Source organism: Kitasatospora sp. NPDC001527, from assembly GCF_040298605.1.
Taxonomy (GTDB): domain Bacteria; phylum Actinomycetota; class Actinomycetes; order Streptomycetales; family Streptomycetaceae; genus Kitasatospora.
In genome coordinates this window covers 220,971-242,718 of record NZ_JBEPAM010000003.1, presented here as the reverse complement: position 1 = coordinate 242,718, position 21,748 = coordinate 220,971, and the positions used below count along the sequence as shown (strand labels likewise).

The following is a 21,748-nucleotide window of genomic DNA, read 5'->3' as shown; positions in this document are numbered from 1 at the left end:
GAGGACCGTACCGATGACGGATGCACCGATGACCGACCTGCCGCCCGACCAGGCCCCGGGGGCCGACGAGACCACCATGACGCTGCCCGCCGTCGACCGGGCCGGCCACCCCGTCCACGACGGCTACGCCGAACCCGACGGGCGGCACCTGCTGTACCCGCAGGACGCGCACTACGAGGGTGACGACCAGGAGCCCGTCCTGGCCGGACTGGAGACCCGGGACGTCTCCGCCTGGTTCGGCTCCCGCAAGGTGCTGGAGCGGGTCTCGCTCGCCATGCCCGCCGGCGAGGTGACCGCCCTGATCGGCCCGTCCGGCTGCGGCAAGTCCACCTACCTGCGGATCCTCAACCGGATGCACGAGATGGTCCGCGGCGCCGCGCTCTCCGGCGAGGTGCTGCTGGAGGGCGACGACGTCTACCGGCCCGGCCGGCGCCCCGCCGAGGTGCGCCGCCGGATCGGCATGGTGTTCCAGCGGCCGAACCCCTTCCCGGCGATGTCCATCAAGGACAACGTCTCCAGCGGGCTCAAGCTCGCCGGCATCAAGGTCGCCAGGGACGAGCGCGAGCACCTGGTGGAGACCAGCCTGCGCCAGGCCGGCCTCTGGGACGAGGTGGCCAGCCGCCTCGACGCCCCCGGCGGCTCGCTCTCCGGCGGCCAGCAGCAGCGGCTGTGCATCGCGCGCTCGCTGGCCGTCTCGCCGGACATCCTGCTGATGGACGAGCCCTGCTCGGCGCTCGACCCGACCTCGACCCGCCGGGTCGAGGAGACCATCGCCGAGCTGCGCGGCCGGCTCACCATCGTGATCGTGACCCACAACATGCAGCAGGCCCAGCGCGTCTCGCAGACCTGCGCGTTCTTCCTGGCCACCCACGACACCCCCGGCCGGATCGTCGAGGCCGGGCCGACCGAGCAGGTGTTCCACGACCCGCGCGACCAGCGGACCTCCGACTACGTCAACGGCCGCTTCGGCTGACCGGCCCGCACGGGCCCCTCACTCGCCGCGGTGCCGGAGGATCTCCTCCAGCACCGCGGCGACGCCGTCCTGCTCGTTGCTCACCGTGTGCAGCGCCACCGCCGCCAGCACCTGCGGATGGGCGTTCGCGACGGCGTAGGCGGTGCCGGCCCAGGCCAGCATCTCCAGGTCGTTCGGCATGTCGCCGAAGGCCACCACCTCGCTCCGGTCGATCCCGCGCCCGGCGCACCAGCGGGCCAGCGTGCTGGCCTTGGTGACGCCGGGCGCACTGATCTCCAGCAGCGGTATCGGCGCCGAGCGGGTGATCTCGGCCAGCTCCCCGGCGGCCTCCCGGGCCTCGGTGAGCAGCTTGTCCGGGTCCAGGTCCGGGTGCTTGGCGAGCAGCTTGAACAGCCCGCGCACCGGGCCGCCCGGGCCGAGCAGCTCCTCGGCCGGGCCGACCGGGTGGTTCTCGTCCTGCCCCCACATCCGCACCTCGTAGCCGGGCTCGCGGGCGAAACCGGCCGGGTACTCGAAGGCGAACGCGGTGCCCGGGAGCTTGGCCCGCAGCCGCTCCACCACCGCGAGCGCGTCCTCGGCCGCCAGCGGGAAGGACTCCAGCAGCGCGCCGCGCCGCACGTCCACCACGGCGCCGCCGTTGGAGCAGATCGCCACCCCGTGGCCGCCGATGTGCGCGCTCACCTGCTGCATCCAGCGCGGCGGCCGGCCGGTCACGAACACCACCTGGATCCCGGCGGCCTCGGCGGCGGCCAGGGCGGCGGCGGTGCGCTCGCTGACGGTGCCGCCGGCGCAGAGCAGCGTGCCGTCCAGGTCGGTGGCGATCAGCCGGGTCGGGGAGGCGGGGCGCGGTATGGTCACCGCTCCATCTTCGCCCACCCCGGTCCGGAGGTCAGCGGCGCGGGTCCCCGGCCGTGGCGATCACTGCGGCGCGTTTCGGCCCCCGCGGCGCCAGTTCCGGCCGATCCGCCCGCCTGCGGGGTGTCCCGCGCCCCTGACCGGGCAGGACTCCTTCGGCCACCCCGTCGGCAGGAAGAGCCATGCGAACTCGCCAGGTCCGAGACGAGAGCCCCGCGACCATCCCGGAGGACGCCTCCCTCCCCGAGGACGCCCCACCGCCGTCCCGCGAACCCGTCCTGCTCGGCGACATCCTCTTCGACACCCTCGCCGACCTCGCCCGCCGCGGCGCCCCCGCCCACCTCCCGCGCCTCCCCGCCCAGCGCCCCCACCCCTGACCTCCCCCGCCGGCCGGCCGCGGAAGGCCGGGCGGCACCTGCGCGCGTAGGGTCGGGCCATGCGACTGAGCACGGTGATCCTCCCCATCCACCGGTGGGGCGAGGGACAGAAGATCTGGCGGCGGGCCGAGGACCTCGGCTTCCACGCCGCCTACACGTACGACCACCTCTCGTGGCGGTCCTTCCGCGACGAGCCGTGGTTCGGCGCCGTCCCGACCCTGACGGCGGCCGCCACCGCCACCGAGCGGCTGCGGCTCGGCACCCTGGTGTCCTCGCCGAACTTCCGGCACCCGGTGACGCTGGCGAAGGAGCTGATCACGCTGGACGACGTGTCCGGCGGGCGGCTGACGCTCGGCGTCGGCGCCGGCGGCACCGGCTACGACGCCACCGCGCTGGGGCAGGAGGCCTGGTCGCCGAAGGAACGGGCGGACCGGTTCGCGGAGTTCGTGCCGCTGCTGGACGAACTGCTGCGCCAGGACGCCACCACCCGCGAGGGCGCCCACTACTCGGCGGTCGAGGCCCGGAACATCCCCGGCTGCGTGCAGACCCCGAGGGTGCCGTTCTACGTCGCCGCCACCGGTCCGCGCGGGCTGCGGCTGGCCGCCGAGTACGGGCAGGGCTGGGTGACCTACGGCGACCCGAAGGGCCCGGCGGACGTGCCGGCCGAGCAGGCGCCCGCGGTGATCGCCCGGCAGATCGCGAAGCTGACGGCGGCCTGCGAGGAGCGCGGCCGGGACGCCGGCGAGCTGGAGAAGGTGCTGCTCCAGGGCTCGACGGCGGAGCGTCCGCTGGAGTCGGTGGACGCCTTCGTGGACTGGGCCGGGACGTACCGGGAGCTGGGCATCACCGAGCTGGTGATCCACTGGCCGGTCCCGGACTCGGTCTTCGCCGGTGACCTCGCCGTTTTCGAACGCATCGTCACCGACGGTCTCTCCCAGCTGGGTTGAGACCGGGCCGGGGGCGGCGCGGCACGGCCGCCGTCCCCGGGCGGGGCGCGGTGATCCCCTAGGGGACGGGAGGGACGGAGTCATACCGGAGCAGCAGGCGGGGTCCTCATCGCAGCCCATGGCCGTTTGCGGGCACGGACGCTACGTTGTGGTTCGTGTCCACTGTCATCAAGACGGACGGCCTCACCAAGAGGTTCCCCCGGGTGACCGCCCTCGATCAGCTGACCGTTGAGGTCGAGCCCGGGGTGGTCGGTCTGGTGGGGGCCAACGGAGCGGGCAAGTCCACACTCATCAAGATCCTGCTCGGGCTGGCCCCGGCGACCTCCGGAACCGGGCGGGTGCTCGGGCTGGACATCGCCACCCAGGGGTCGGAGATCCGCGAGCAGGTCGGCTACATGCCGGAGCACGACTGCCTGCCACCGGACGTCTCGGCCACCGAGTTCGTGGTGCACATGGCGCGGATGGCCGGGCTGCCGGCCGCCGCGGCGCGTGAACGGACGGCGGACACGCTGCGGCACGTCGGGCTGTACGAGGAGCGCTACCGCCCGATGGGCGGCTACTCGACCGGCATGAAGCAGCGGGTGAAGCTGGCCCAGGCACTGGTGCACGACCCCAAGCTGGTGCTGCTGGACGAGCCCACCAACGGGCTGGACCCGGTGGGCCGGGACGACATGCTGGCGCTGATCCGCCGGGTGTACACCGACTTCGGCATCTCGGTACTGGTCACCACCCACCTGCTGGGCGAGCTGGAGCGCACCTGCGACCACCTGGTGGTCATCGACGGCGGCAAGCTGCTGCGCTCCTCCTCCACCGCCTCCTTCACCGGCACGACGGCCACCCTGGCGGTCGAGGTGACGGACCATCCGCAGGACCACGCGCTGGACGCGAGCGCCGCGGTGCGCGAGCGGCTGGCGGCGGCGGGGGTCTCGGTGGAGACCGAGGGCGCGCGGATCCTGCTGGTGGAGCTGGCGGGCGACGGCACGTACGACGCCATCCGGGACGCGGTCGCCGACCTCGGGCTCGGGCTGGTCCGGCTGGAGCAGCGGCGGCACCGGGTCGCGGAGCTGTTCACACAGGGCACGGAGCAGTCGCAGCGGTCGCAGAACACGGAGAACGAGGGGAGTACCGCAGATGTCGCTGCCTCCTGAGTTCCGCCCGGCCGACACCGGCGTCATCCACGACATCGGCTACCGCGGCTACAGCGGCCCCCGGCTCGGCCGGGCGTACGCCGCGCGTTCGCTGTTCACCCAGAGCCTGCGCGCCGCGTACGGCCTCGGGCGGTCCGGCAAGTCCAAGGTGCTGCCGATGATCGTGCTGGGCGCGGCCGTCGTGCCGGCCGTGATCATCGTGGCCATCGCGGTGATGTCCGCGTCCGACGACCTGCCGGTCGACTACGCGCAGTACCTGAGCTCGATCGGGCTGGTCGTCTCGATCTTCCTCGCCTCGCAGGCACCGGTGCTGCTCTCCCGGGACCTGCGCCACCACACCGTGCCGCTGTACTTCTCCCGCCCGATCACCCGCGCCGACTACGTGCGGGCCAAGTTCGGGGCGATGGCCTGCGCCCAACTGCTGCTGATGGTCGCGCCGCTGGTGGTGCTCTACGTCGGCTCGCTGCTCATCAAGCTGGACTTCGGCGACCAGACCGAGCACTTCTTCTACGGCCTGGTGGCCGCGGTGATGTACGCGCTGGTGCCGACCTCGGTCGCGGTGCTGATCGCCGCCGCCACGCCGCGGCGCGGCTTCGGGGTGGCCGCGATCATGGGCTACCTCGCGGTCACCACCGCGCTGCTCGGGGGCATCGTCGGGACGAGCCTGGACGGCATGGGCCCCGGCGAGGAGCTCCCGGACGCCACGCAGTGGACGGCGCTGCTGTCGCCCGTGGGGATGGTGGAGAGCCTGAGCAACGGGCTGTTCGACCTCGGCGACGCCGGGAGCCTGCACCCGCCCGGCGGGCTCGGCCTGCTGGTGTTCACCGCCGTCGCCGTCGCGATGGTGGCCGGCTCGTACCGGCTGCTGCTGCGCCGCTACCGCAACGTTTGAGAGGGCGTCATGGCCACCATCACCATCGACAAGGTCTCCCGCTGGTTCGGGAACGTGGTCGCCGTCAACGACGTCAGCATGGCGATCGGCCCCGGCATCACCGGCCTGCTGGGGCCGAACGGGGCCGGCAAGTCGACCCTGATCCACATGATGAGCGGCTTCCTGGCGCCGTCCACCGGGACGGTGACCCTGGACGGCGCGCCGATCTGGCGCAACCAGGAGGTGTACCGGCAGATCGGCCTGGTCCCCGAGCGGGAGTCGATGTACGACTACCTGACCGGCTGGGAGTTCGTCCTGGCCAACGCCGAGCTGCACGGCCTGCCGCACCCGGGCGCCGCCGCCCGCAAGGCGCTCGCCCTGGTGGAGATGGAGTACGCCCAGGAGCGGCGGACCGGCACCTACTCCAAGGGCATGAAGCAGCGCGTCAAGATGGCCTCGGCGCTGGTCCACGACCCGGCCGTGCTGCTGCTCGACGAGCCGTTCAACGGCATGGACCCGCGCCAGCGGATCCAGCTGATGGACCTGCTGCGGCGCTTCGGCTCGGACGGCCGGACGGTGCTGTTCTCCTCGCACATCCTGGAGGAGGTCGAGCAGCTGGCCCGGCACATCGAGGTCGTGGTGGCCGGCCGGCACGCCGCCTCCGGCGACTTCCGGAAGATCCGCCGGCTGATGACCGACCGCCCGCACCGCTACCTGGTCCGCTCCAGCGACGACCGGCGGCTCGCGGCGGCGCTGATCGCCGACGGGTCGACGTCCGGCATCGAGCTGGACCGGCAGGAGCAGGCGCTGCGCGTCCAGGCGGTGAACTTCCAGGGGTTCACCACCCTGCTGCCGAAGGTCGCCCAGCGGGCCGGCATCCGGCTGTACACCGTGGCCCCGGCGGACGAGTCGCTGGAGAGCGTGTTCTCCTACCTCGTCTCCGCCTAGCGACGGCACCGCCCCGCCCGCCCACCGGCACCCACCACCAGGACCTCAGGAAGGCCGACCCACCATGAACCCGACCGTCGCCAGGCTGACGCTGCGCGGCCTGCTCGGCCGCCGCCGCGGCTTGCTGCTGCTGGTGGTCCCCGCCCTGCTGCTGGTCGTCTCGGCGATCGCCGCCGGGTCCAGCGGCGACAAGCACGACCTCGTCGTGAACATCCTCGGCAAGCTCGCGCTGGGCACCCTGCTGCCGATCTTCGGCCTGGTCGTCGGCACCGGCGCGATCGCCACCGAGATCGACGACGGCTCGATCGTCTACCTGCTCGCCAAGCCGCTGCCGCGCTGGAAGATCATCACCACCAAGCTCACCGTCGCGATCGGCATCACCTGGGCGTTCTCGGCGCTCCCGGTGCTGCTCTCCGGGCTGCTGCTGTACGGGACGAAGGAGGGCCTGGCGCTCGCCTACACGGTGGCCGCGCTGGTCTCCGGGGCGGCGTACAGCGCGCTGTTCCTGCTGCTCGGCGTGGTGACCCGGCACGCGGTGGTGGCCGGGCTGGCGTACGCGCTGGTGTGGGAGTCGCTGATCGGCAACTTCGCCTCGGGCGCCAAGACGCTCAGCGTCCAGCAGTGGGGGCTCGCGGTGGCCGAGACGGTCGCGGCCGAGGGCTCGATCACCTCGGCGGTCTCGCTCGGCGTGGCGGTGCCGCTGCTGCTGGTGGTCGCCGTGGCGGCGACCGCGCTGGCCTCGGTGCGGCTGGGCGGGCTCACCCTGGCCTCGGACGAGTAGGGGTCGGCCGCCGGCGTCGCGGACGAGCCGGGCGCGCCCCGCGGGTCGGGGGCGCGCCCGGCGTGCGTCGGCGGGGGGTCAGAGCGTCCGGTCGCGCCCGGCGCCCCAGCCCGCGACGGCGACCACGGCGGCCAGCGCCAGCATCAGCGCCAGCGGCGTGGTCCAGTCGCCGGTCAGCTGGTGCAGGGCGCCGGCGCCGACCGGGCCGGCCGCCGCGACCAGATAGCCGATCGCCTGCGACATGCCGCCCAGCTGGGCGGCGCCGGCGGCGCTGTCGGTGCGCAGCACGATGAAGGCGAGGCCGAGGCCGAGCGAACCGCCCTGGGCGACGCCGAGGATGGTCGCCGAGACCCAGGCACCGGGCACCGGGGCGATCAGCAGGACGGCGATGCCGAGACCGTTGAGCACGGCCATCGAGACGGCGAGCGCCCGCTGCCGGGTCATCCGGCCGGCGAACAGCGGCACCAGGAAGGCGCCGGCCACCTGCACCAGGTTGGAGAAGGCGAAGACCAGGCCGGCCTCGCCGCGGTCCATGCCGTGGTCGGCCAGGATGGTCGGCATCCAGGCGACCAGGGTGTAGACCAGCAGCGACGAGATGCCCATGAACAGGCTGATCTGCCAGGCCAGCGGCGAGCGCCAGAGGCCCTCGATCGGCCGGGTGGAGGCCGCCGGGGCGGCGGCCGGGGCGCCCGCGCCGCCGAGACCGGCCCGGGTCCGCAGCACCTGGGGCAGCCAGGCCACCGTCGCGACCAGCGCCAGCACCGACCAGGAGCCGAGCGAGGCCTGCCAGCCGCCGCCGAGCGCGTGCTCCAGCGGCACCGAGAGACCGGCCGCCATCGTCGCGCCGACCAGCATGGTGGTCGAGTAGACGCCGGTCATCGCCGCCGCCCGGCCCGGGAACTCGCGCTTGACCAGGCCCGGCATCGAGACGTTCAGCACCGCGATCGCGACGCCGATCACCACGCACCCGGCGTACAGCGCCGCCACCGAGGGCAGCACCCGCAGCAGCACGCCCGCGCCGAGCACCAGCACCGCGCCCAGCACCACCCGCTCGGTGCCGAACCGCCGGGTCAGCCGCGGGGTGAGCGGGGCGCCGACGCCCTGGAAGAGCACCGGCACGGTGGTGATCAGGCCGCTCGCGGTGGCGGAGAGCCCGAAGGTGTGCTGGATCTCGCCGACCATCGGCGACACCGCCGCCAGGCAGGCGCGCATGTTCAGGGCGACCAGCACGATGCCGGTCAGCAGCAGTGCGGGGTGGGCCAGCCGGCCGCGGACGGGCAGCGGGGCGGAGGAGGTGGTGACAACCGGCTGCTGGGCACGGGTGACGGCCATGGGTGGTGCTGCTTTCGTGGAGTTCAGGTGCGGGTTCGGGCGCACGGACGACGGAAGGGGGCCTGGGGCCCGCTCACTTCCGGGCGGCGATGGCGGCGAGGAGCTGCTCGACGGCGGCGGTCGGCTCGGCGAGCAGCGCGCGACACGCCCGCTCGGCCCGCTCGGGGTCGCCGCTCTCGATCGCGTCGACGAGGGCCTCGTGGGTCGCCACGACCACCTCGGGCATGTCGTGGTCGCCGAACGCCGTGCGCATCGACTCGCGGACCGAGGCGCCGAAGTAGCGGTACACCTCGGTCAGCGCCGGGTTGTGCGCGGCCTCGACGACCGCGGTGTGGAACTCCAGGTCGTGCTCGACGGTCGCCTCGCGGCCGGCCCGCTCGGGGTGCGCCGCGATCACCTCGGCCTCGCGGGCCAGCGCGGCCCGCATCCGCTCGATGTCCTCGGGGGTGTGCCGCAGCGCCGCCAGCCGGGCGGCCTCGGTCTCCAGCGCGGCCCGGACCTCCAGGACGTCCCGCACCCCGGAGCGCTGCACGCCGCGCAGGACGGCGGCCGGGTCGCTGGTGGAGCGCACGAAGGTGCCCTCGCCCTGCCGGGAGACCAGCATGCCCGCGTGCGCCAGCACCCGGATCGCCTCGCGGACGGTGTTGCGTCCGATGCCGAGGCGCTCGGCGAGTTCGTGCTCGGTCGGGATGCGCGAGCCGACCGGCCAGACGCCGGCGCTCAGCTGCTCGCGCAGCTGCTCGATCGCGGTGTCGACGAGGGAGCGCCGCCCGGCGGTCTGCAGCGTGTCCTGGCCGCTGTGCGCGCTGCTCATGGCGGTCTCCTCCCCCGGGTGCCGCAGCCGTGCGCGGGCCCCGGCCGGGCCCTGTTCGGGCGCTCTGCGGCCTCTTGCGGCCGCTCTGCGGCCTCGGTCGTCGGTCATCCTACAACTGCTTGTCCGGTCATCCTACAACTGGCGGTGAACAGCCCGGGAACCGTCCGGGGCGGCCTGGCGTTCCTCCGGTCGACCGGTCGTCCCCAAAGGACGGGGCCCCGGTCCACACCCCCTGATGCGAGGAGAGCGTCCGCATGGTGTTCAAGAAGCTGCTCGGTGCCCTGGGCGTCGGCGGTCCCGCTGTCGACACCGTCCTGAGCACGCCCGTCGTGCAGCCCGGCGGGACGATGGCCGGCACGGTCGAGCTGACCGGCGGGACGGTCGAGGCGGACATCCGGGGGATCACGCTGACCCTGGTCGCCCGGGTCGAGATCGAGCACGAGGACGGCGAGAGCACCGGCCTCTACCCGTTCGCGCGCTTCTCGGTGACCGCGCCGCTGAAGCTGGCCCCGGGCGAGAACCGCTCGATCCCGTTCGCCGTCCAGGTGCCCTGGGAGGCGCCGGTCACCTCCATCGCCGGGCAGCACCTGCACGGCATGCAGCTCGGCGTGCGCACCGAGGTCGACATCGCGGGCGCGCTGGACAAGGGCGACTCGGACCCGCTGGGGGTCGAGCCGCTGCCGGTGCAGCACCGGATCCTGGAGACCCTGCTCCAGCTGGGCTTCCGGTTCCGCTCGGCGGACCTGGAGGCCGGGCACATCCGCGGCACCGGGCAGACGCTGCCGTTCTACCAGGAGATCGAGTTCTCCTCGGCGCCGCAGTACGCGCACGCCTGCAACTCGCTGGAGGTCAGCTTCGTGACCACCCCGGGCAAGGTCGAGGTGGTGCTGGAGGCGGACCGGCGCGGCGGCCTGTTCGGCGGCGGCGGGGACGTCATCCGCACCCATGTGGTCGACCACGGCCAGGCCGGCGAGGACCTCACGGAGCTCGTCGACGGCTGGATCCGCGCCGCGCTCTGAGCCGACGGGCGTCCGCCCGCCGTCCGCCGCCGGTTCGTCGGCCGTCGTCGTTCGGCCTCCGCCGGTCGGCCGTCGCCGTTCAGCCGTAGGAGACGTTGCTGCAGATGTCGTCGTCGGCGGACCGGGCCTCGTTGACCACCTCGGCGGGCAGCGGGGCCGGGGCGCCGGACGGCACCGCGGCGGCCGGTGCGGCGGCGCCGCGGGCGGCCCCGGCGGCCCCCGCGGCGTAGTCCAGGCCGAGCCGCACGCTGATCCCGGCCCCCCGCCCCGGGGCCACCGAGGCGCCGGGGAACAGGGCGGCGACCTTCTGCGCGTCGGTCCGCCGTCCGGCCCCGTACTCGACGGTGGTCGCGGCCCGGGCGCCGCCGCGCGCGGTGGCCGTCCCGGCGACGGTGACCCGGGCCGCCCGGAGCGTCTCGGCGGCCCGGGCGGCCAGACCGGGGGTGCCGGTGCCGTTCTGGACGGTGACCCGGATCGGCGCGCCGTCGGCGCCGAGCGTGGCCGGCGGGGAGACCGGCGGGGACGGCGGTGCCGGCGGGGAGGCCGGCGGCGGGGACGGCGCGGCGGCCGCGTCCGGCTGGTGGCCGGTGGCGTCCTGGCCGTCGATGGTCCGGTCGGCCTGCAGGGTCCGCCACAGGGTGTCGACCGCGGGGTGCACCAGGTCGATCCGCGCGCCGTTGTAACGCCAGGGCGTGGTCAGGAACTTGACCTCGTGCAGGTCGATCTCCTTGAGCGTCAGCGCGAAGTCCATCAGCTTGGCGGCCGAGTCGAGGCCCGGGTCGACGGTCATCGACCGGGTGGCGGCGTCGGCCAGCGGCAGCAGCGTGCCGGGGTTCAGCCCCTTGCTCTTGATCCGGGACAGCAGCGAGGCCAGGAAGGCCTGCTGACGCTTCATCCGCCCGACGTCCGAGTCGTCGCCGATGCCGTGCCGCAGCCGGACGTAGTCCAGCGCCTGCTGGCCGGAGACCCGCTGGCGGCCCTTGGGCAGCACCACCTTGCCCTTCCGGCCCAGGTTGGGGTTGATGTTCCCCTCGTGGACGGCGTTCGGCAGGCAGACGTCGACGCCGCCGACGGCGCCGGTCATCGCGGCGAAGCCGGCGAAGTTGACCTCGATGGTGTGGTCGATCCGGATGCCGGTGAGCCGCTCCACCGTGTTCTGCGTGCAGGCCGGGTTACCGGACTCGGAATTGCCCACCGAGAAGGCGGAGTTGAACATCTGTCCGGGCTGCTCCCGGGTCCAGGTGCCGTTCGGGAGCTTGCACCGGGGGACGGTCACCAGGGCGTCGCGCGGGATCGAGACGCCGACCGCGTGCCGGTGGTCGGCGTAGACGTGCAGCAGGATCGTGGTGTCGGAGCGGGCACCGCCCTCGTCGCCGCCGCCGAGGTCGCTGTTGTGCCCGGAGCGGGAGTCGGAGCCGATCAGCAGCACGTTGACGGGGCGGTGGCCGTGCGCGTCGGCGGTCGGTTCGGGCGGGCGGTCGGGGGCGATGGCATCGCCGTCGAAGGACCGGAGGTTGCCGTTCAGCCGGTAGTACACCGCGCCCCCGGCGCCGGCCAGCATCACCAGCACCCCGGCCACCGACCAGGCGAGCAGCCGCCGGGCGCCGCGCAGGCCCGCGCGCGGTCGGCGCCGGCCGTCGGCCCGGCCGCGGCCCGGCCGGGGCGGGGCGGGGCGGTCCTGCACGAGCCAGCCCTGCACGGTGCGGTTCTGGGGTGTGCGGCCCTGCGCCGTCCGGTTCTGTGCGCCGCGGCTCTGTCCGGCCCGGCCCTGCGCGGCGTGCCGGGCCTCGGCCCGGCCGCCGGTGCGCGGCACCGGGAACCGGCCGGGGGCGTCCTCGGGCGGTCCGGTCCGCACGCCGCCCTCGGCATGCCGCCATCCGGCCGGATCCGGCGGGCTCTCGCCCCACTGGACTGACATGGCGCGCACCTCTCAGCGGCGGAAGCGGGCAACCCTGGGAGCATACAAACTCCTCCGGGGCCGCCCGGCCGCCGAAGACGGCCGCACCCCCGCCGACCCGCGGCTTCGCCGCCGGGGCTCGGCGCACTGTCACTCCAACGGCTGAACCGGGTGAACCGGAAAGCCGGTTCACCCGGCCGCGGCGCAGGCGGATCGGGGCGCCGTCAGACCAGCCCGGCGGGGAACAGCCGCTCCAGCACGGCCGCCACGCCGTCCTCGTCGTTGCTCAGGGTGACCTCGTCGGCGACCGCGAGCAGCTCCTGGTGCGCGTTGGCCATCGCGACGCCGTGCCGTGCCCAGCCGAACATCGGCACGTCGTTGGGCATGTCGCCGAAGGCGATGGTGTCGGCGGCCTTCACCCCGAGCCGGCGGGCGGCGACGGCCAGCCCGGTGGCCTTGGAGAGGCCGAGCGGCAGCAGCTCGACGATGCCGGCGCCGGCCATCACCACGCCGACCAGGTCGCCGGCCGCGCGGCGGGCGGCCTCGGCGAGCGCGTCGTCGGTCAGGCCGCGGTGCTGGATGTACAGCTTGCTGATCGGGGCGGTGAGCAGTTCGTCCTTGGCGGTGCGCACGACCGGCAGGTCGGAGCCGATCAGCAGCTCGTAGCCGGGGCCGGCCAGCACCTGGCCCTCCAGGCCGTCCTGGTTGGCGGCGACGGCCAGCGGGCCGGTCTCGGCCTCGATCTTCTCGATCGCGAGCGCGGCCAGCCGGCGGTCCAGGGTGAGCGAGGTGAGCAGCTTGTGCGCGCCCGCGTCGTAGACCTGGGCGCCCTGGCCGCAGACGGCTATGCCCCGGTAGCCGATCTCGTCGAAGACCGGGCGGGCCCAGGCGGCCGAGCGGCCGGTGACGATGATGTGCAGCGCCCCGGCCGCGGTGGCGTCGGCCAGCGCGGCGCGGGTGCGCGAGGAAACGTTCTCCGCGGTGTTCAGCAGAGTGCCGTCGAGGTCGGTGGCGACCAGCCTGAAGGGCAGGCCGCCACCGTCCGCGGGGGAGACGGGGCTGGGGCTGGTGGTGCTCATGGGCCGTGGTCTCCCGGGAGTTGCTTCGTTGCTGCGGCCGCGTCGCCGCGGTGGTGGCCGGTGCCGGTGCTACTTGACCGGGTCCAGGACGGTGCGTCCGCCGAGGTAGGGGCGCAGGGCCTCCGGGACGACGACCGAGCCGTCGGCCTGCTGGTGGTTCTCCAGGAGCGCCACGATGGTGCGCGGGATCGCGACCAGGGTGCCGTTCAGCGTGGCCAGCGGGCGGACCTTGCCCTCCTCGCGCATCCGGATGGCGAGGCGGCGGGACTGGTACTCGGTGGTGTTCGAGGTCGAGGTGACCTCGCGGTACTTGCCCTGGGTGGGGACCCAGGCCTCGATGTCGAACTTGCGCGCGGCCGAGGCGCCGAGGTCGCCGGACGCGACGTCGATCACCCGGTAGGGCAGTTCGAGCGCGTTGAGGAAGTCCTTCTCCCACTGGAGCAGGCGGCGGTGCTCGTTCTCGGCGTCCTCGGGCGTGGTGAAGACGAACATCTCCACCTTCTCGAACTGGTGGACGCGGATGATGCCGCGGGTGTCCTTGCCGTAGGTGCCGGCCTCGCGGCGGAAGCAGGACGAGTAGCCGGCGTAGCGCAGCGGCAGCTTCTCGGCGTCGAGGATCTCGTCCATGTGGTACGCCGCGAGCGGGACCTCGCTGGTGCCGACGAGGTAGCGGTCGTCGCCCTCCAGGAAGTACACGTTCTCGGCGGCCTGGCCGAGGAAGCCGGTGCCGTCCATGGCGGCCGGGCGGACCAGGGCCGGGGTGATCATCGGGATGAAGCCGGCGGCGGTGGCCTGGGCGATCGCCATGTTGACCAGGGCGAGCTCCAGCAGCGCGCCGACACCGGTCAGGTAGTACGACCGGGCACCGGCGACCTTGGCACCGCGCTCGGTGTCGATCGCGCCCAGCAGCTGGCCCAGCTCGACGTGGTCGCGGGGCTCGAAGCCCTCGGCGGCGAAGTCGCGCGGGGTGCCGATCTCCTCCAGGGTGACGAAGTCCTCCTCGCCGCCGACCGGGGCGGCCGGGTCGATGAGGTTCGCCAGCGAGCGCAGCAGGCGCTCGGCCTCCTCCTTGGCCCCGGTCTGCTCGGCGTCGGCGGCCTTGACCTCGGCGGCCAGCTCCTTGGTGCGCTGGAGCAGGGCGGCCTTCTCCTCGCCCTGGGCCTTGGCGACGAGCTTGCCGAGCGACTTCTGCTCGTTGCGCAGTTCGTCGAAGCGCGTGCCCGAGGACCGGCGGCGTTCGTCGGCGGAGAGGAGGGCGTCGACCAGGTCGACGTCCTCGCCACGGACGCGCTGCGAGGCGCGCACTCGGTCAGGGTCCTCACGGAGCAGGCGAAGGTCAATCACGGGCCCAAGCCTACCGGGCGGGGGCCTGTCCACCGGTACCGGTTTTCGCCTGGGGATAACTCGCCCCAGCCTGTGGATAACCCAGGTGGGAAACCGTCCGGAGGCCGGTTATCCACAGGCGCTCCGCCCGGGCTGTGGATCGTGGGGCCGCGCCGGTGGGCGAGGAGAAGAACCATGGAATTCAGGTTTCAAACCTGATTTGACCTTCCCGGGTGAGGGAATTGAAGCACTCGGACGGGTGATTTGCTGGCACCCGGGTGACTCTGGTCCGATTGGTCATCTCTGCGACGCAAACCGATGATCCGACCGAAACGCGCAGTGGCTATAGCGGTTTGTCGACTCATCCCCAGACCTGTGGATAACTCGGGCCTGTGGACAGTGCCCACCCCTGTGGACAAGCCCCGCACCGGGTCGGCCGCCCTGTGGACGGCCGCCCGGCGGGGTGGAAAACGGTTCGAAAAGGACAGCCGACTTCCGAATGACGCCCGGATGTCCGGGTGCCCGGGTGCCCGGGTGCCCGGGTGCCCGGAGTCCGGATGTCCGGCCGGGCGCCCGGCTGTCCGGGCCTCCGGCTGCCCGGGTGGACTCAGATGTCCCCGCGCCCGTCGAGGCAGCGGGAGAGCCAGTCCGCGGCCGCGCCGAAATCGGCGTCCGAGGTGCCGGGCCGCTGGTGCTCCGAGGCCCGCCGGTCGGCGCGCGGATAGGAACCGAGGAATCGCACCTGCGGGCAGATCCGCTTCAGCCCCATCACGGCCTCACCGACCCGGCGGTCGCTGAGGTGCCCCTCGCAGTCGATGAGGAAGCAGTAGTTGCCCAGCCCCTCCCCGGTCGGCCGGGACTCGATCCGCATCAGGTTGACCCCGCGCACCGCGAACTCCTGGAGCAGCTCCAGCAGCGCGCCCGGGTGGTCGTCCGGCAGCCAGACCACCATCGAGGTCTTGTCCGTCCCGGTCGGCGAGGAGACCCGCCCGGGCCGGCCGGTCAGCACGAACCGGGTGGTCGCGCTCTGCGCGTCCACGATGTCCTTGACCAGCGGGTCCAGGCCGTAGATCGGCGCCGCGAACTCGCCCGCGAACGCCCCGTCGTAGCGGCCCTCGGCGACCAGCCGGGCGCCGTCCGCGTTGGAGGCGGCGGACTCCCAGTGCGCGTCCGGCAGGTTGGCGGCCAGCCAGCGGCGGACCTGCGCCTGGGCCACCGGGTGGCTGGTGACGGTCTTCACGTCGGCCAGCGCGGTGCCCGGCCGCACCAGCAGCGCGAAGGTGATCGGCAGCAGCACCTCGCGGTAGATCATCAGCGGCGCGCCGGAGGCCAGCTCGTCGTTGGTCGCCGTGACGGCGCCCTCGACCGAGTTCTCGATCGGCACGAACGCGCCGGACGCCTCGCCGGCGCGCACCGCGTCCAGCACCAGCTGCACCGAGGACATCGGCACCAGCTCCCGGGTCGCCGCCTCCGGCAGGGTGCGCAGGGCCGCCTCGGTAAAGGTGCCCGCCGGCCCGAGGTACGTGTAGCGGGTGGCCGACATGACGCCTCCAAGGGGAACGGGACCGGTGGGAACAACGGCGGATCGCCGAAAGAAGTCACCTTAGCCACTTCGTCCCCCTCCCGTGACCGCGTTCCGATCCGTGGGAGGAGGACGGACGACCGGTGGACAACCGGACGGGCCGGGCGGGTCAGTCGAGCAGGGTCTGCCCGACGTACCCGCCCTGCGGCGCGCCCGGCGGGACGGCGTACACGCCGCTCGCCTCGTGCCGCAGGAAGCGGGAGAGCCCGTCGCCCCGGGCCAGCTTGCGCTGCACGGGGGTGAACCCGGTGCGCGGGTCGGCCTGGAAGGCGAGGAAGAGCAGCCCGGCGTCCGGCGAGCCGTCGGCCAGCAGCCCGTCGTGGTACGAGAACCCGCGCCGCAGCATGGCCGCCCCGCCGTTGGCGGCCGGTGCGGCGACCCGGACGTGCGCGTCCGCCGGGATGGCCAGCGAGCCGTCCGGCCCCTGGGCCGCGAGGTCCACCGGTGCCCGCTCGCCCGCGCCGGCGGGGGCGCCGAGCGGGGCGCCGTCCGCCTTGCGCCGTCCGATCACCCGCTCCTGGCGCTCCACCGGCAGCGCCTCCCAGTTGTCCAGCAGCATCCGGATCCGCCGGAACACCAGGAACGAGCCGCCCGCCAGCCAGGCCGGCTGCTCTCCCCCGGCGGCGACGAACACCTTGGCCGCGAAGCCGTCCTCGCCGGGCCGCGGGTTGTTGGTGCCGTCGATCTGGCCCATCAGGTTGCGCCCGGTCATCGGGGTGGCGGTGGCGCCGGGCGTCCGGGCGAAGCCGGACATCTGCCAGCGCAGCGCCGCCGTGCCGGCCGCCTGGCGCTGCAGCACCCGCAGGGCGTGCACCGCCACCAGCGCGTCGTCCGCGCCGATCTGCACGAACAGGTCGCCGTCCCCGCGCGCCGGGTCCAGCGCGTCGGCCGGGAAGGCGGGCAGCGGTTCGAGTCCGGCCGGCCGGCGGTCGGCCAGGCCGGTCTTGTCGAACAGGCCCGCGCCGAAGCCGAAGGTGACGGTGAGCGAGCAGGGGCCGGCGTCCAGGGCGACCTGGTCGTCGAACTCGTCGGCCGGCTCGCCCGCGGCCATCCGGGCGGCCGTGCGCGACCAGCGCCGGAGCAGGGTGCGCAGGCCGTCCCGGCCGGCCCCGCCGGCCAGGTCGAAGGCGGCCAGCTGGACCCGCGCCTGCTGGGGTTCGAGGATCCCGCCCTGGCGCTCGCCGTGGAAGTCCACCCGGGCGAGCCCGAGGGCCGGGCCGGGCGCGGCGCCGCCGGCCGGGGCCGGCGGGTCGCGCCGCTCCGCGGTCAGGGCGGCGGCGGCGCCGGCGCCCGCGCCGACCACCAGGCCGGCCCCGGCGGTGCCCAGCAGGGCCCGCCGGGTGAAGGCGGGGGCGGTGCCCCCGGTGGTGCCCCCGGGCGCGGCGGTGGCGTCGGTGGCGCCGGTGCTGTCGGTGCTGGTCTCCATGGGGGTGGTCCGCCCTATCCGATCTTCAGCTGCTTGATCTCCGTGGTCTGGTCGATGTCGGAGGATCTGATGACCACCGACACCACCCAGTTCCCGGTGAGCGGCAGCTGCGCCGTCCCGGCCCAGCGCCCGGTGCCCTCGGCGGTGAGCGGGACGGTGAGCGGGCCGAGGTCGCGGTCCGGCAGGGTGAAGGCGAGCTCCACCTCCGGCACCTCGACCGGCTGTCCGTCCGTGCCGTCCAGCTTCAGGTGCACCTCATTCGACCCGGTGCCCGCCGGGTTGAGGGTGACCGTCGCGGTGCCCTTGGCGTTCGGGGTGCGGCCCTTGGTGTCGTACGGGAGCGTGAGCTCCACGGTCCGGCCCGGCACCGTCTGCGGCGCGGGCGCGCCGCCGGTGCCGCCGGCCGCCGCCGGGGCGGTGCCGTTCGCCGCCGCGGCCCCGACCTCGCCCGCCACCCGCCCGGGCGGGGAGTTGGTGAGCAGGGTGGTGGCGACCAGGACGGCCACCGCCACGGCCGCCTCGATCAGCACCGAACGGCGCAGCGCGGCGCGGGCCGGGGTGAGCCCGCGGTCCCGGTCGGCGTTCTCCCGGGCGGCCCGCTGCCGGGCCAGCTGGGCCCGCCGGACCGGGTCGTCGGAGTCCGTGCCCGTGACGTCCCCGTCGGTGACGTCCCCGCCCGTGGCGTCCCCGTCGGTGACGGTTCCGCGGTCCGGACCGGTACCGGCCGCGACGGCGACCGCCGCCGGGACGACCTCGGCCGCCTCCTCCGGGGTGGCCCGCAGCCGGGCCAGTCGGCCGCGGGACATCCAGGCGGCGGCGAGCATGGCGATCACGCAGCCGGTCTTCACCAGCAGCATCCGGCCGTAGTCGGTGCCGGTCAGCGCGCCCCAGGTGCCGAGGCCGCGCCAGGACTGGTAGAGGCCGGTGCCGGCCAGCACCACGACGGCGCCGAAGGCGATCTTCGAGAAGCGGTCGGCGACGTCCGCGCCGATCCCCTCGCGCAGCCCGACCAGCATGGCGGCCAGGCCGCCCAGCCACAGGGCCATCGCGACCAGGTGGAGCATGCCGAGCGGCAGCGCGAGCCAGACCTGGATGCCCACCGAGGCGTGGTCGGCGCCGGCCCAGGTCGCCGAGAGGGCGACGGCCAGCACCAGCCCGGCCACCCCGAGGCCCAGCCGGGCATCGCGCTGCGGGCGTTCGGCGGCGCGCCGCTCCAGCTCCCGCAGCTCGGCCTCCTCGGCGTCGCCCTCCGCCGGCCCGGCCGCACCGGGCGTACCGGCCGTACCGGTCCCGGCGGCACGGGCGGCCGGCTGCTGTCCGAGCTGGCCGACCAGCAGCGACAGGAACACCCCGCTCGCCGCGAGCAGCAGCAGCCTGGCGGCCAGCGCGGTGCCGATCCGCTCGTCCAGCGTGGCGCGGACCAGCGACAGGTCGAACGCCTTGCCGATCCCCGAGCCCCGCTCGTACGGGCCGCGCAGCATCAGCACCGCGACGGTGGACACCAGCAGCGCCACCCAGCCGCTCATCAGCAGCCGCTGCACCGGGCGCCGGGCCGCCCCGGCCGGCCAGCAGAGCAGCACGAAGGCGGCCGCGCCGGCGAGCAGCGCGAAGGCCCCGTAGGCGACGGCCCGGCCGGTGCCGTAGAGCGCGGCGACCAGGCCGTCCGCCTCGGCGCTCTGGAGCTCGGTGGTGGAGACGGTGGTCGCCGAGGGGGCGCCGATGGAGAAGGTGAACGCCCCGCCGATCGGGTGCGAGTCGTCCGACACGGCCCGCCAGGCGACGGTGTAGGTGCCGTCGGCGAGCCCGCTGCCGAGCCCGACGCGGGCGGTGTTGTCCTTGCCGTCGGCGTGCGCGGGGCTGCCCGCGTCCACCGCCTTTCCGGCCGGGTCGAGCACCCGCACCGAGTCCGCGGAGAGCGAGACGGCCTCGCTGAAGGTCAGCGTGACGGACGGCGGCGCGGTGGGCAGGACGGCGTTCTGCGCGGGGTCGGTGGACTGCAGGGCGGCGTGCGCGGCGGCCGGCCCGGCGCCGGCGAGCAGCAGCGCGAGGACGGCGCCGAGCACGCCGAGCAGCCCGGCGATCCGCCGTCCCATGAGTCCCGGTGCGATCAGCATGGTGCGAGGGTCCCTCAACTCTGGCCGGGGCGGTAGGTGAGCTCCTTGACCGGTACCTTGACCGAGACGGTGCCGGTCCGCGCGAAGGTCAGATCGAGTTCGAGCTCGTCGCCGAGGGCGGGGGCCTTCTGCCATCCCATGATCATCAGATGGGTGCCGCCGCGGGCGAGCTGCAGCGTGCCGTTCGCGGGGACGTCCAGCTTCTCGACCTGCTCCATGGAGCCGGCGGTGGAGCGGTGCATGGTCACCGAGGAGGCGCCGGGGCTGGAGACCTTGAGCAGCTCGTCGCCCTGGCCGCCGTCGTTGCGCACCGTCAGGTAACCGGCCGCCATCCCGCCGGCCGGCGGCATCGGGATGTAGGAGTCGGCGATGCTCAGCTTCGCCGCGGCGCCGCCGGAGGGGCCGCCGGCGCCGTCCTGGCCGCCTGCCCCGCAGGCGACCAGGAACGCGCCGGCGCCCAGTGCCGTCGCCACAGCCGCCCCCGCGAGTGCCGTCCGGCGGAAGCCGAGGGTGCCCTTCACGCGGCGACCCCCTTGGCGAGCAGCGGCAGGTCGTGCTCGTAGGTCTTCACCTCGGTGCCGCTCAGGTAGAGCACGTGGGCCTTGTCGTCGGAGGGCAGGAAGGCCAGCACCTGGGCGCCGTGGGTGGAGGTGACGGTGCCGTCCCCGTTGACGACCGGGTCCTCGATCAGGATGCCCAGCGACTTGGCGGCGGCCTTCACCTTCTCCAGGTCACCGGTCAGGCCTATGAAGTCGCTGCCCATCGAGTCCAGCCAGGTGCGCAGCACCTGCGGGGTGTCGCGCTGCGGGTCGGTGGAGACGAACACGACGTTGACGTTCTGCCGCTCCTCCGGGGAGAGCTTCTTCATCGCCACGCCGACGTCGCCCATGGTGGTCGGGCAGACGTCCGGGCAGCTGGTGTAGCCGAAGAACAGCAGGGTGGTCTTGCCGTTGGTCTTCTGGCGCAGGTCGTACGGCTGGCCGGAGGTGTCGGTCAGCTGGAGGTCCGGCTTCTCGAAGTTCTTGCCGAGCACGGTGCCCTCGTAGGGCGAGTCCGACTTCTGCTGGACGACCTTGGCGGGCGAGGCGGAACCGCCGCCGTCGGAGCCGCAGGCGGTCAGGGCGAGCGCGGCGGCCAGCGCGACGGCGGTGGCGCCGGCCAGCCGGGCCGGACGGGCGGTGCGGGCGGTACGGGCGGAGCGGGGCATGGGAGAGGTCCGATCGTGTGCGGTGGATCACCGGCGGGGGCCGCGCCCGGAACGCGGGCGCGGCGCGGCGGGTGCCGGGCGCGGCCCCCGCCGGTGCGGGGGTCAGGAGGCCGAGCCGCCGCTCTTGCGGCGCAGGCCGAGGAGGCCGACGGCGGTGCCGATCACGCCGACCACGATGCCGACGACGCCGAGCACCCGGGCGGTGGAGTCACTGGCCTTGTCGTCGGAGGCGGCCTCGGCCTTGGCGGCGTCGCCGTGCCCGCCGGCGGCGGCCGACGGGGAGGCGGTGGCGGACACGCCGTGGCCGTCGGCGGAGGTGGCCTTGGTCAGCTTCAGCACCGGAGCGGGCTTGGCGGGCTCCGGCTGGCCGTCCTTGGCCTCGTCGATCCAGCGGACGATGTCGCCGTTGTCGTAGCTCTGCAGCGCCTTGAAGACCATGGTGTCGGTGTCGGTCGGCAGCGGGCCGAGCGAGACGCGGAACTCCTGGAACTGGCCGGGGGCGATCTTCACCCCGGCGTCGGCGGTCCAGGTGATCTTGGAGACGGCCTCGTTGACGTCGTTGCCGTGCACCTTGATCGGCTTGTCCAGCTTGGCCTTCTCGACGGTGGCGGTCCAGCCCGGCAGCGGCTGGGTGCGCACCGAGGCCAGCGGGTGGTCCAGCGGGAGGTTGACCTCCAGCTTCACGGTGCCGGCGGTGTCGTTCTCGTTCGGGACCCGGAAGTCGACGGCGGTGTAGCCGCCCTGCTCGGCGCTGCCCGGGTTCACGCTGACGTGCGCGGAGGCGGGGCCGGCCAGCGCCACCACGGCGGCGGCTGCGGCGAGGGCGACGGCGGCGGTACGGCGGGGGGAGAGGGAACGCATGGGGTTGGTGTCTCCGTTCGGAGGCTCGGCGGGCAGGCCCGCTCCCGGGCACGGGAGGATCCGTGCCGCGGCGGGGCCGCGCGGCGGGGAGGACGTGGGGGAGGCCGCAGGACCGCGCGAGTCGGCGGGTACGGCGCTGCTGCCGCGTACACCCGTCCGTCGGGCCACCGCCGGTGGGGGACACCGGGGCGTGG

Annotated in this window: 20 protein-coding genes; 8 read left to right on the top strand and 12 right to left on the bottom strand. The window is 74.4% G+C overall.

Annotation, left to right across the window (positions count from 1 at the left end):
* The first annotated feature begins 13 nt into the window (after positions 1-13).
* The gene (locus ABT238_RS04790) at positions 14-973 is read left to right on the top strand and encodes a phosphate ABC transporter ATP-binding protein (protein WP_350560422.1); all 960 of its coding nucleotides are present in this window, start codon (positions 14-16) and stop codon (positions 971-973) included.
* Positions 974-991: 18 nt separating this feature from the next.
* Here ABT238_RS04790 and ABT238_RS04785 read toward each other — a convergent pair whose 3' ends face one another.
* On the bottom strand, positions 992-1,831 hold the full coding sequence (locus ABT238_RS04785; protein ID WP_350560420.1) for an HAD family hydrolase: 840 nt from the start codon (positions 1,829-1,831) through the stop codon (positions 992-994).
* Between the two features lie 179 nt (positions 1,832-2,010).
* Here ABT238_RS04785 and ABT238_RS04780 point away from each other — a divergent pair, with 179 nt between their 5' ends.
* From ABT238_RS04780 to ABT238_RS04755, 6 genes are all read left to right on the top strand, one after another.
* Positions 2,011-2,205: a hypothetical protein gene (locus ABT238_RS04780; RefSeq protein ID WP_350560418.1), complete on the top strand. Its 195-nt coding sequence runs from the start codon at positions 2,011-2,013 to the stop codon at positions 2,203-2,205.
* 59 nt (positions 2,206-2,264) lie between these two features.
* Positions 2,265-3,152, top strand: a complete 888-nt coding sequence (locus ABT238_RS04775) for an LLM class flavin-dependent oxidoreductase (RefSeq protein ID WP_350755546.1) — start codon at positions 2,265-2,267, stop codon at positions 3,150-3,152.
* A 155-nt stretch (positions 3,153-3,307) separates the two neighbouring features.
* The gene (locus tag ABT238_RS04770) at positions 3,308-4,300 is read left to right on the top strand and encodes an ABC transporter ATP-binding protein (RefSeq protein ID WP_350560414.1); all 993 of its coding nucleotides are present in this window, start codon (positions 3,308-3,310) and stop codon (positions 4,298-4,300) included.
* On the top strand, positions 4,284-5,192 hold the full coding sequence (locus ABT238_RS04765; protein WP_350560412.1) for an ABC transporter permease: 909 nt from the start codon (positions 4,284-4,286) through the stop codon (positions 5,190-5,192). The genes ABT238_RS04770 and ABT238_RS04765 overlap by 17 nt, the downstream gene beginning before the upstream one ends.
* A gap of 9 nt (positions 5,193-5,201) precedes the next feature.
* Positions 5,202-6,119, top strand: coding sequence for an ABC transporter ATP-binding protein (locus ABT238_RS04760; protein WP_350560410.1), 918 nt, complete (start codon positions 5,202-5,204; stop codon positions 6,117-6,119).
* Positions 6,120-6,183: 64 nt separating this feature from the next.
* Positions 6,184-6,900: an ABC transporter permease gene (locus ABT238_RS04755; protein ID WP_350560408.1), complete on the top strand. Its 717-nt coding sequence runs from the start codon at positions 6,184-6,186 to the stop codon at positions 6,898-6,900.
* Positions 6,901-6,978: 78 nt separating this feature from the next.
* On the opposite strand, the gene ABT238_RS04750 is transcribed toward ABT238_RS04755, so the two are convergent.
* Both ABT238_RS04750 and ABT238_RS04745 read right to left on the bottom strand, forming a co-directional pair.
* The gene (locus ABT238_RS04750) at positions 6,979-8,232 is read right to left on the bottom strand and encodes a CynX/NimT family MFS transporter (RefSeq protein ID WP_350560406.1); all 1,254 of its coding nucleotides are present in this window, start codon (positions 8,230-8,232) and stop codon (positions 6,979-6,981) included.
* Positions 8,233-8,305: 73 nt separating this feature from the next.
* Complete coding sequence (locus ABT238_RS04745) at positions 8,306-9,046, bottom strand: FadR/GntR family transcriptional regulator (RefSeq protein WP_350560404.1); 741 nt, start codon at positions 9,044-9,046, stop codon at positions 8,306-8,308.
* Positions 9,047-9,300: 254 nt separating this feature from the next.
* Here ABT238_RS04745 and ABT238_RS04740 point away from each other — a divergent pair, with 254 nt between their 5' ends.
* Entirely contained in the window at positions 9,301-10,065 is a 765-nt protein-coding gene (locus ABT238_RS04740) for a sporulation protein (protein ID WP_350560402.1), read from the top strand.
* Between the two features lie 79 nt (positions 10,066-10,144).
* Here the strand turns inward: ABT238_RS04740 and ABT238_RS04735 are convergent, their stop codons facing one another.
* From ABT238_RS04735 to ABT238_RS04695, 9 genes are all read right to left on the bottom strand, one after another.
* Positions 10,145-11,983, bottom strand: a complete 1,839-nt coding sequence (locus ABT238_RS04735) for an LCP family protein (RefSeq protein WP_350560400.1) — start codon at positions 11,981-11,983, stop codon at positions 10,145-10,147.
* Positions 11,984-12,186: 203 nt separating this feature from the next.
* Positions 12,187-13,041: an HAD family hydrolase gene (locus tag ABT238_RS04730; protein WP_350560398.1), complete on the bottom strand. Its 855-nt coding sequence runs from the start codon at positions 13,039-13,041 to the stop codon at positions 12,187-12,189.
* Positions 13,042-13,110: 69 nt separating this feature from the next.
* A complete protein-coding gene (gene serS / locus ABT238_RS04725) occupies positions 13,111-14,385 on the bottom strand; it encodes a serine--tRNA ligase (RefSeq protein ID WP_350560396.1) in 1,275 nt (424 codons plus the stop codon).
* Between the two features lie 586 nt (positions 14,386-14,971).
* Positions 14,972-15,907, bottom strand: a complete 936-nt coding sequence (gene pheA / locus ABT238_RS04720; protein ID WP_350560394.1) for a prephenate dehydratase — start codon at positions 15,905-15,907, stop codon at positions 14,972-14,974.
* 148 nt (positions 15,908-16,055) lie between these two features.
* Positions 16,056-17,372: an iron uptake transporter deferrochelatase/peroxidase subunit gene (gene efeB, locus ABT238_RS04715; protein WP_350755545.1), complete on the bottom strand. Its 1,317-nt coding sequence runs from the start codon at positions 17,370-17,372 to the stop codon at positions 16,056-16,058.
* Positions 17,373-17,386: 14 nt separating this feature from the next.
* A complete protein-coding gene (locus ABT238_RS04710) occupies positions 17,387-19,486 on the bottom strand; it encodes a copper resistance CopC/CopD family protein (protein ID WP_350755544.1) in 2,100 nt (699 codons plus the stop codon).
* Positions 19,487-19,500: 14 nt separating this feature from the next.
* Positions 19,501-20,007, bottom strand: a complete 507-nt coding sequence (locus ABT238_RS04705) for a copper chaperone PCu(A)C (RefSeq protein WP_350560388.1) — start codon at positions 20,005-20,007, stop codon at positions 19,501-19,503.
* Positions 20,004-20,693, bottom strand: coding sequence for an SCO family protein (locus tag ABT238_RS04700; RefSeq protein ID WP_350560386.1), 690 nt, complete (start codon positions 20,691-20,693; stop codon positions 20,004-20,006). Before ABT238_RS04700 ends, ABT238_RS04705 begins: the two co-directional genes overlap by 4 nt.
* Before the next feature lie 102 nt (positions 20,694-20,795).
* Positions 20,796-21,554: a YcnI family copper-binding membrane protein gene (locus tag ABT238_RS04695; RefSeq protein ID WP_350560384.1), complete on the bottom strand. Its 759-nt coding sequence runs from the start codon at positions 21,552-21,554 to the stop codon at positions 20,796-20,798.
* Positions 21,555-21,748: the final 194 nt, after the last annotated feature.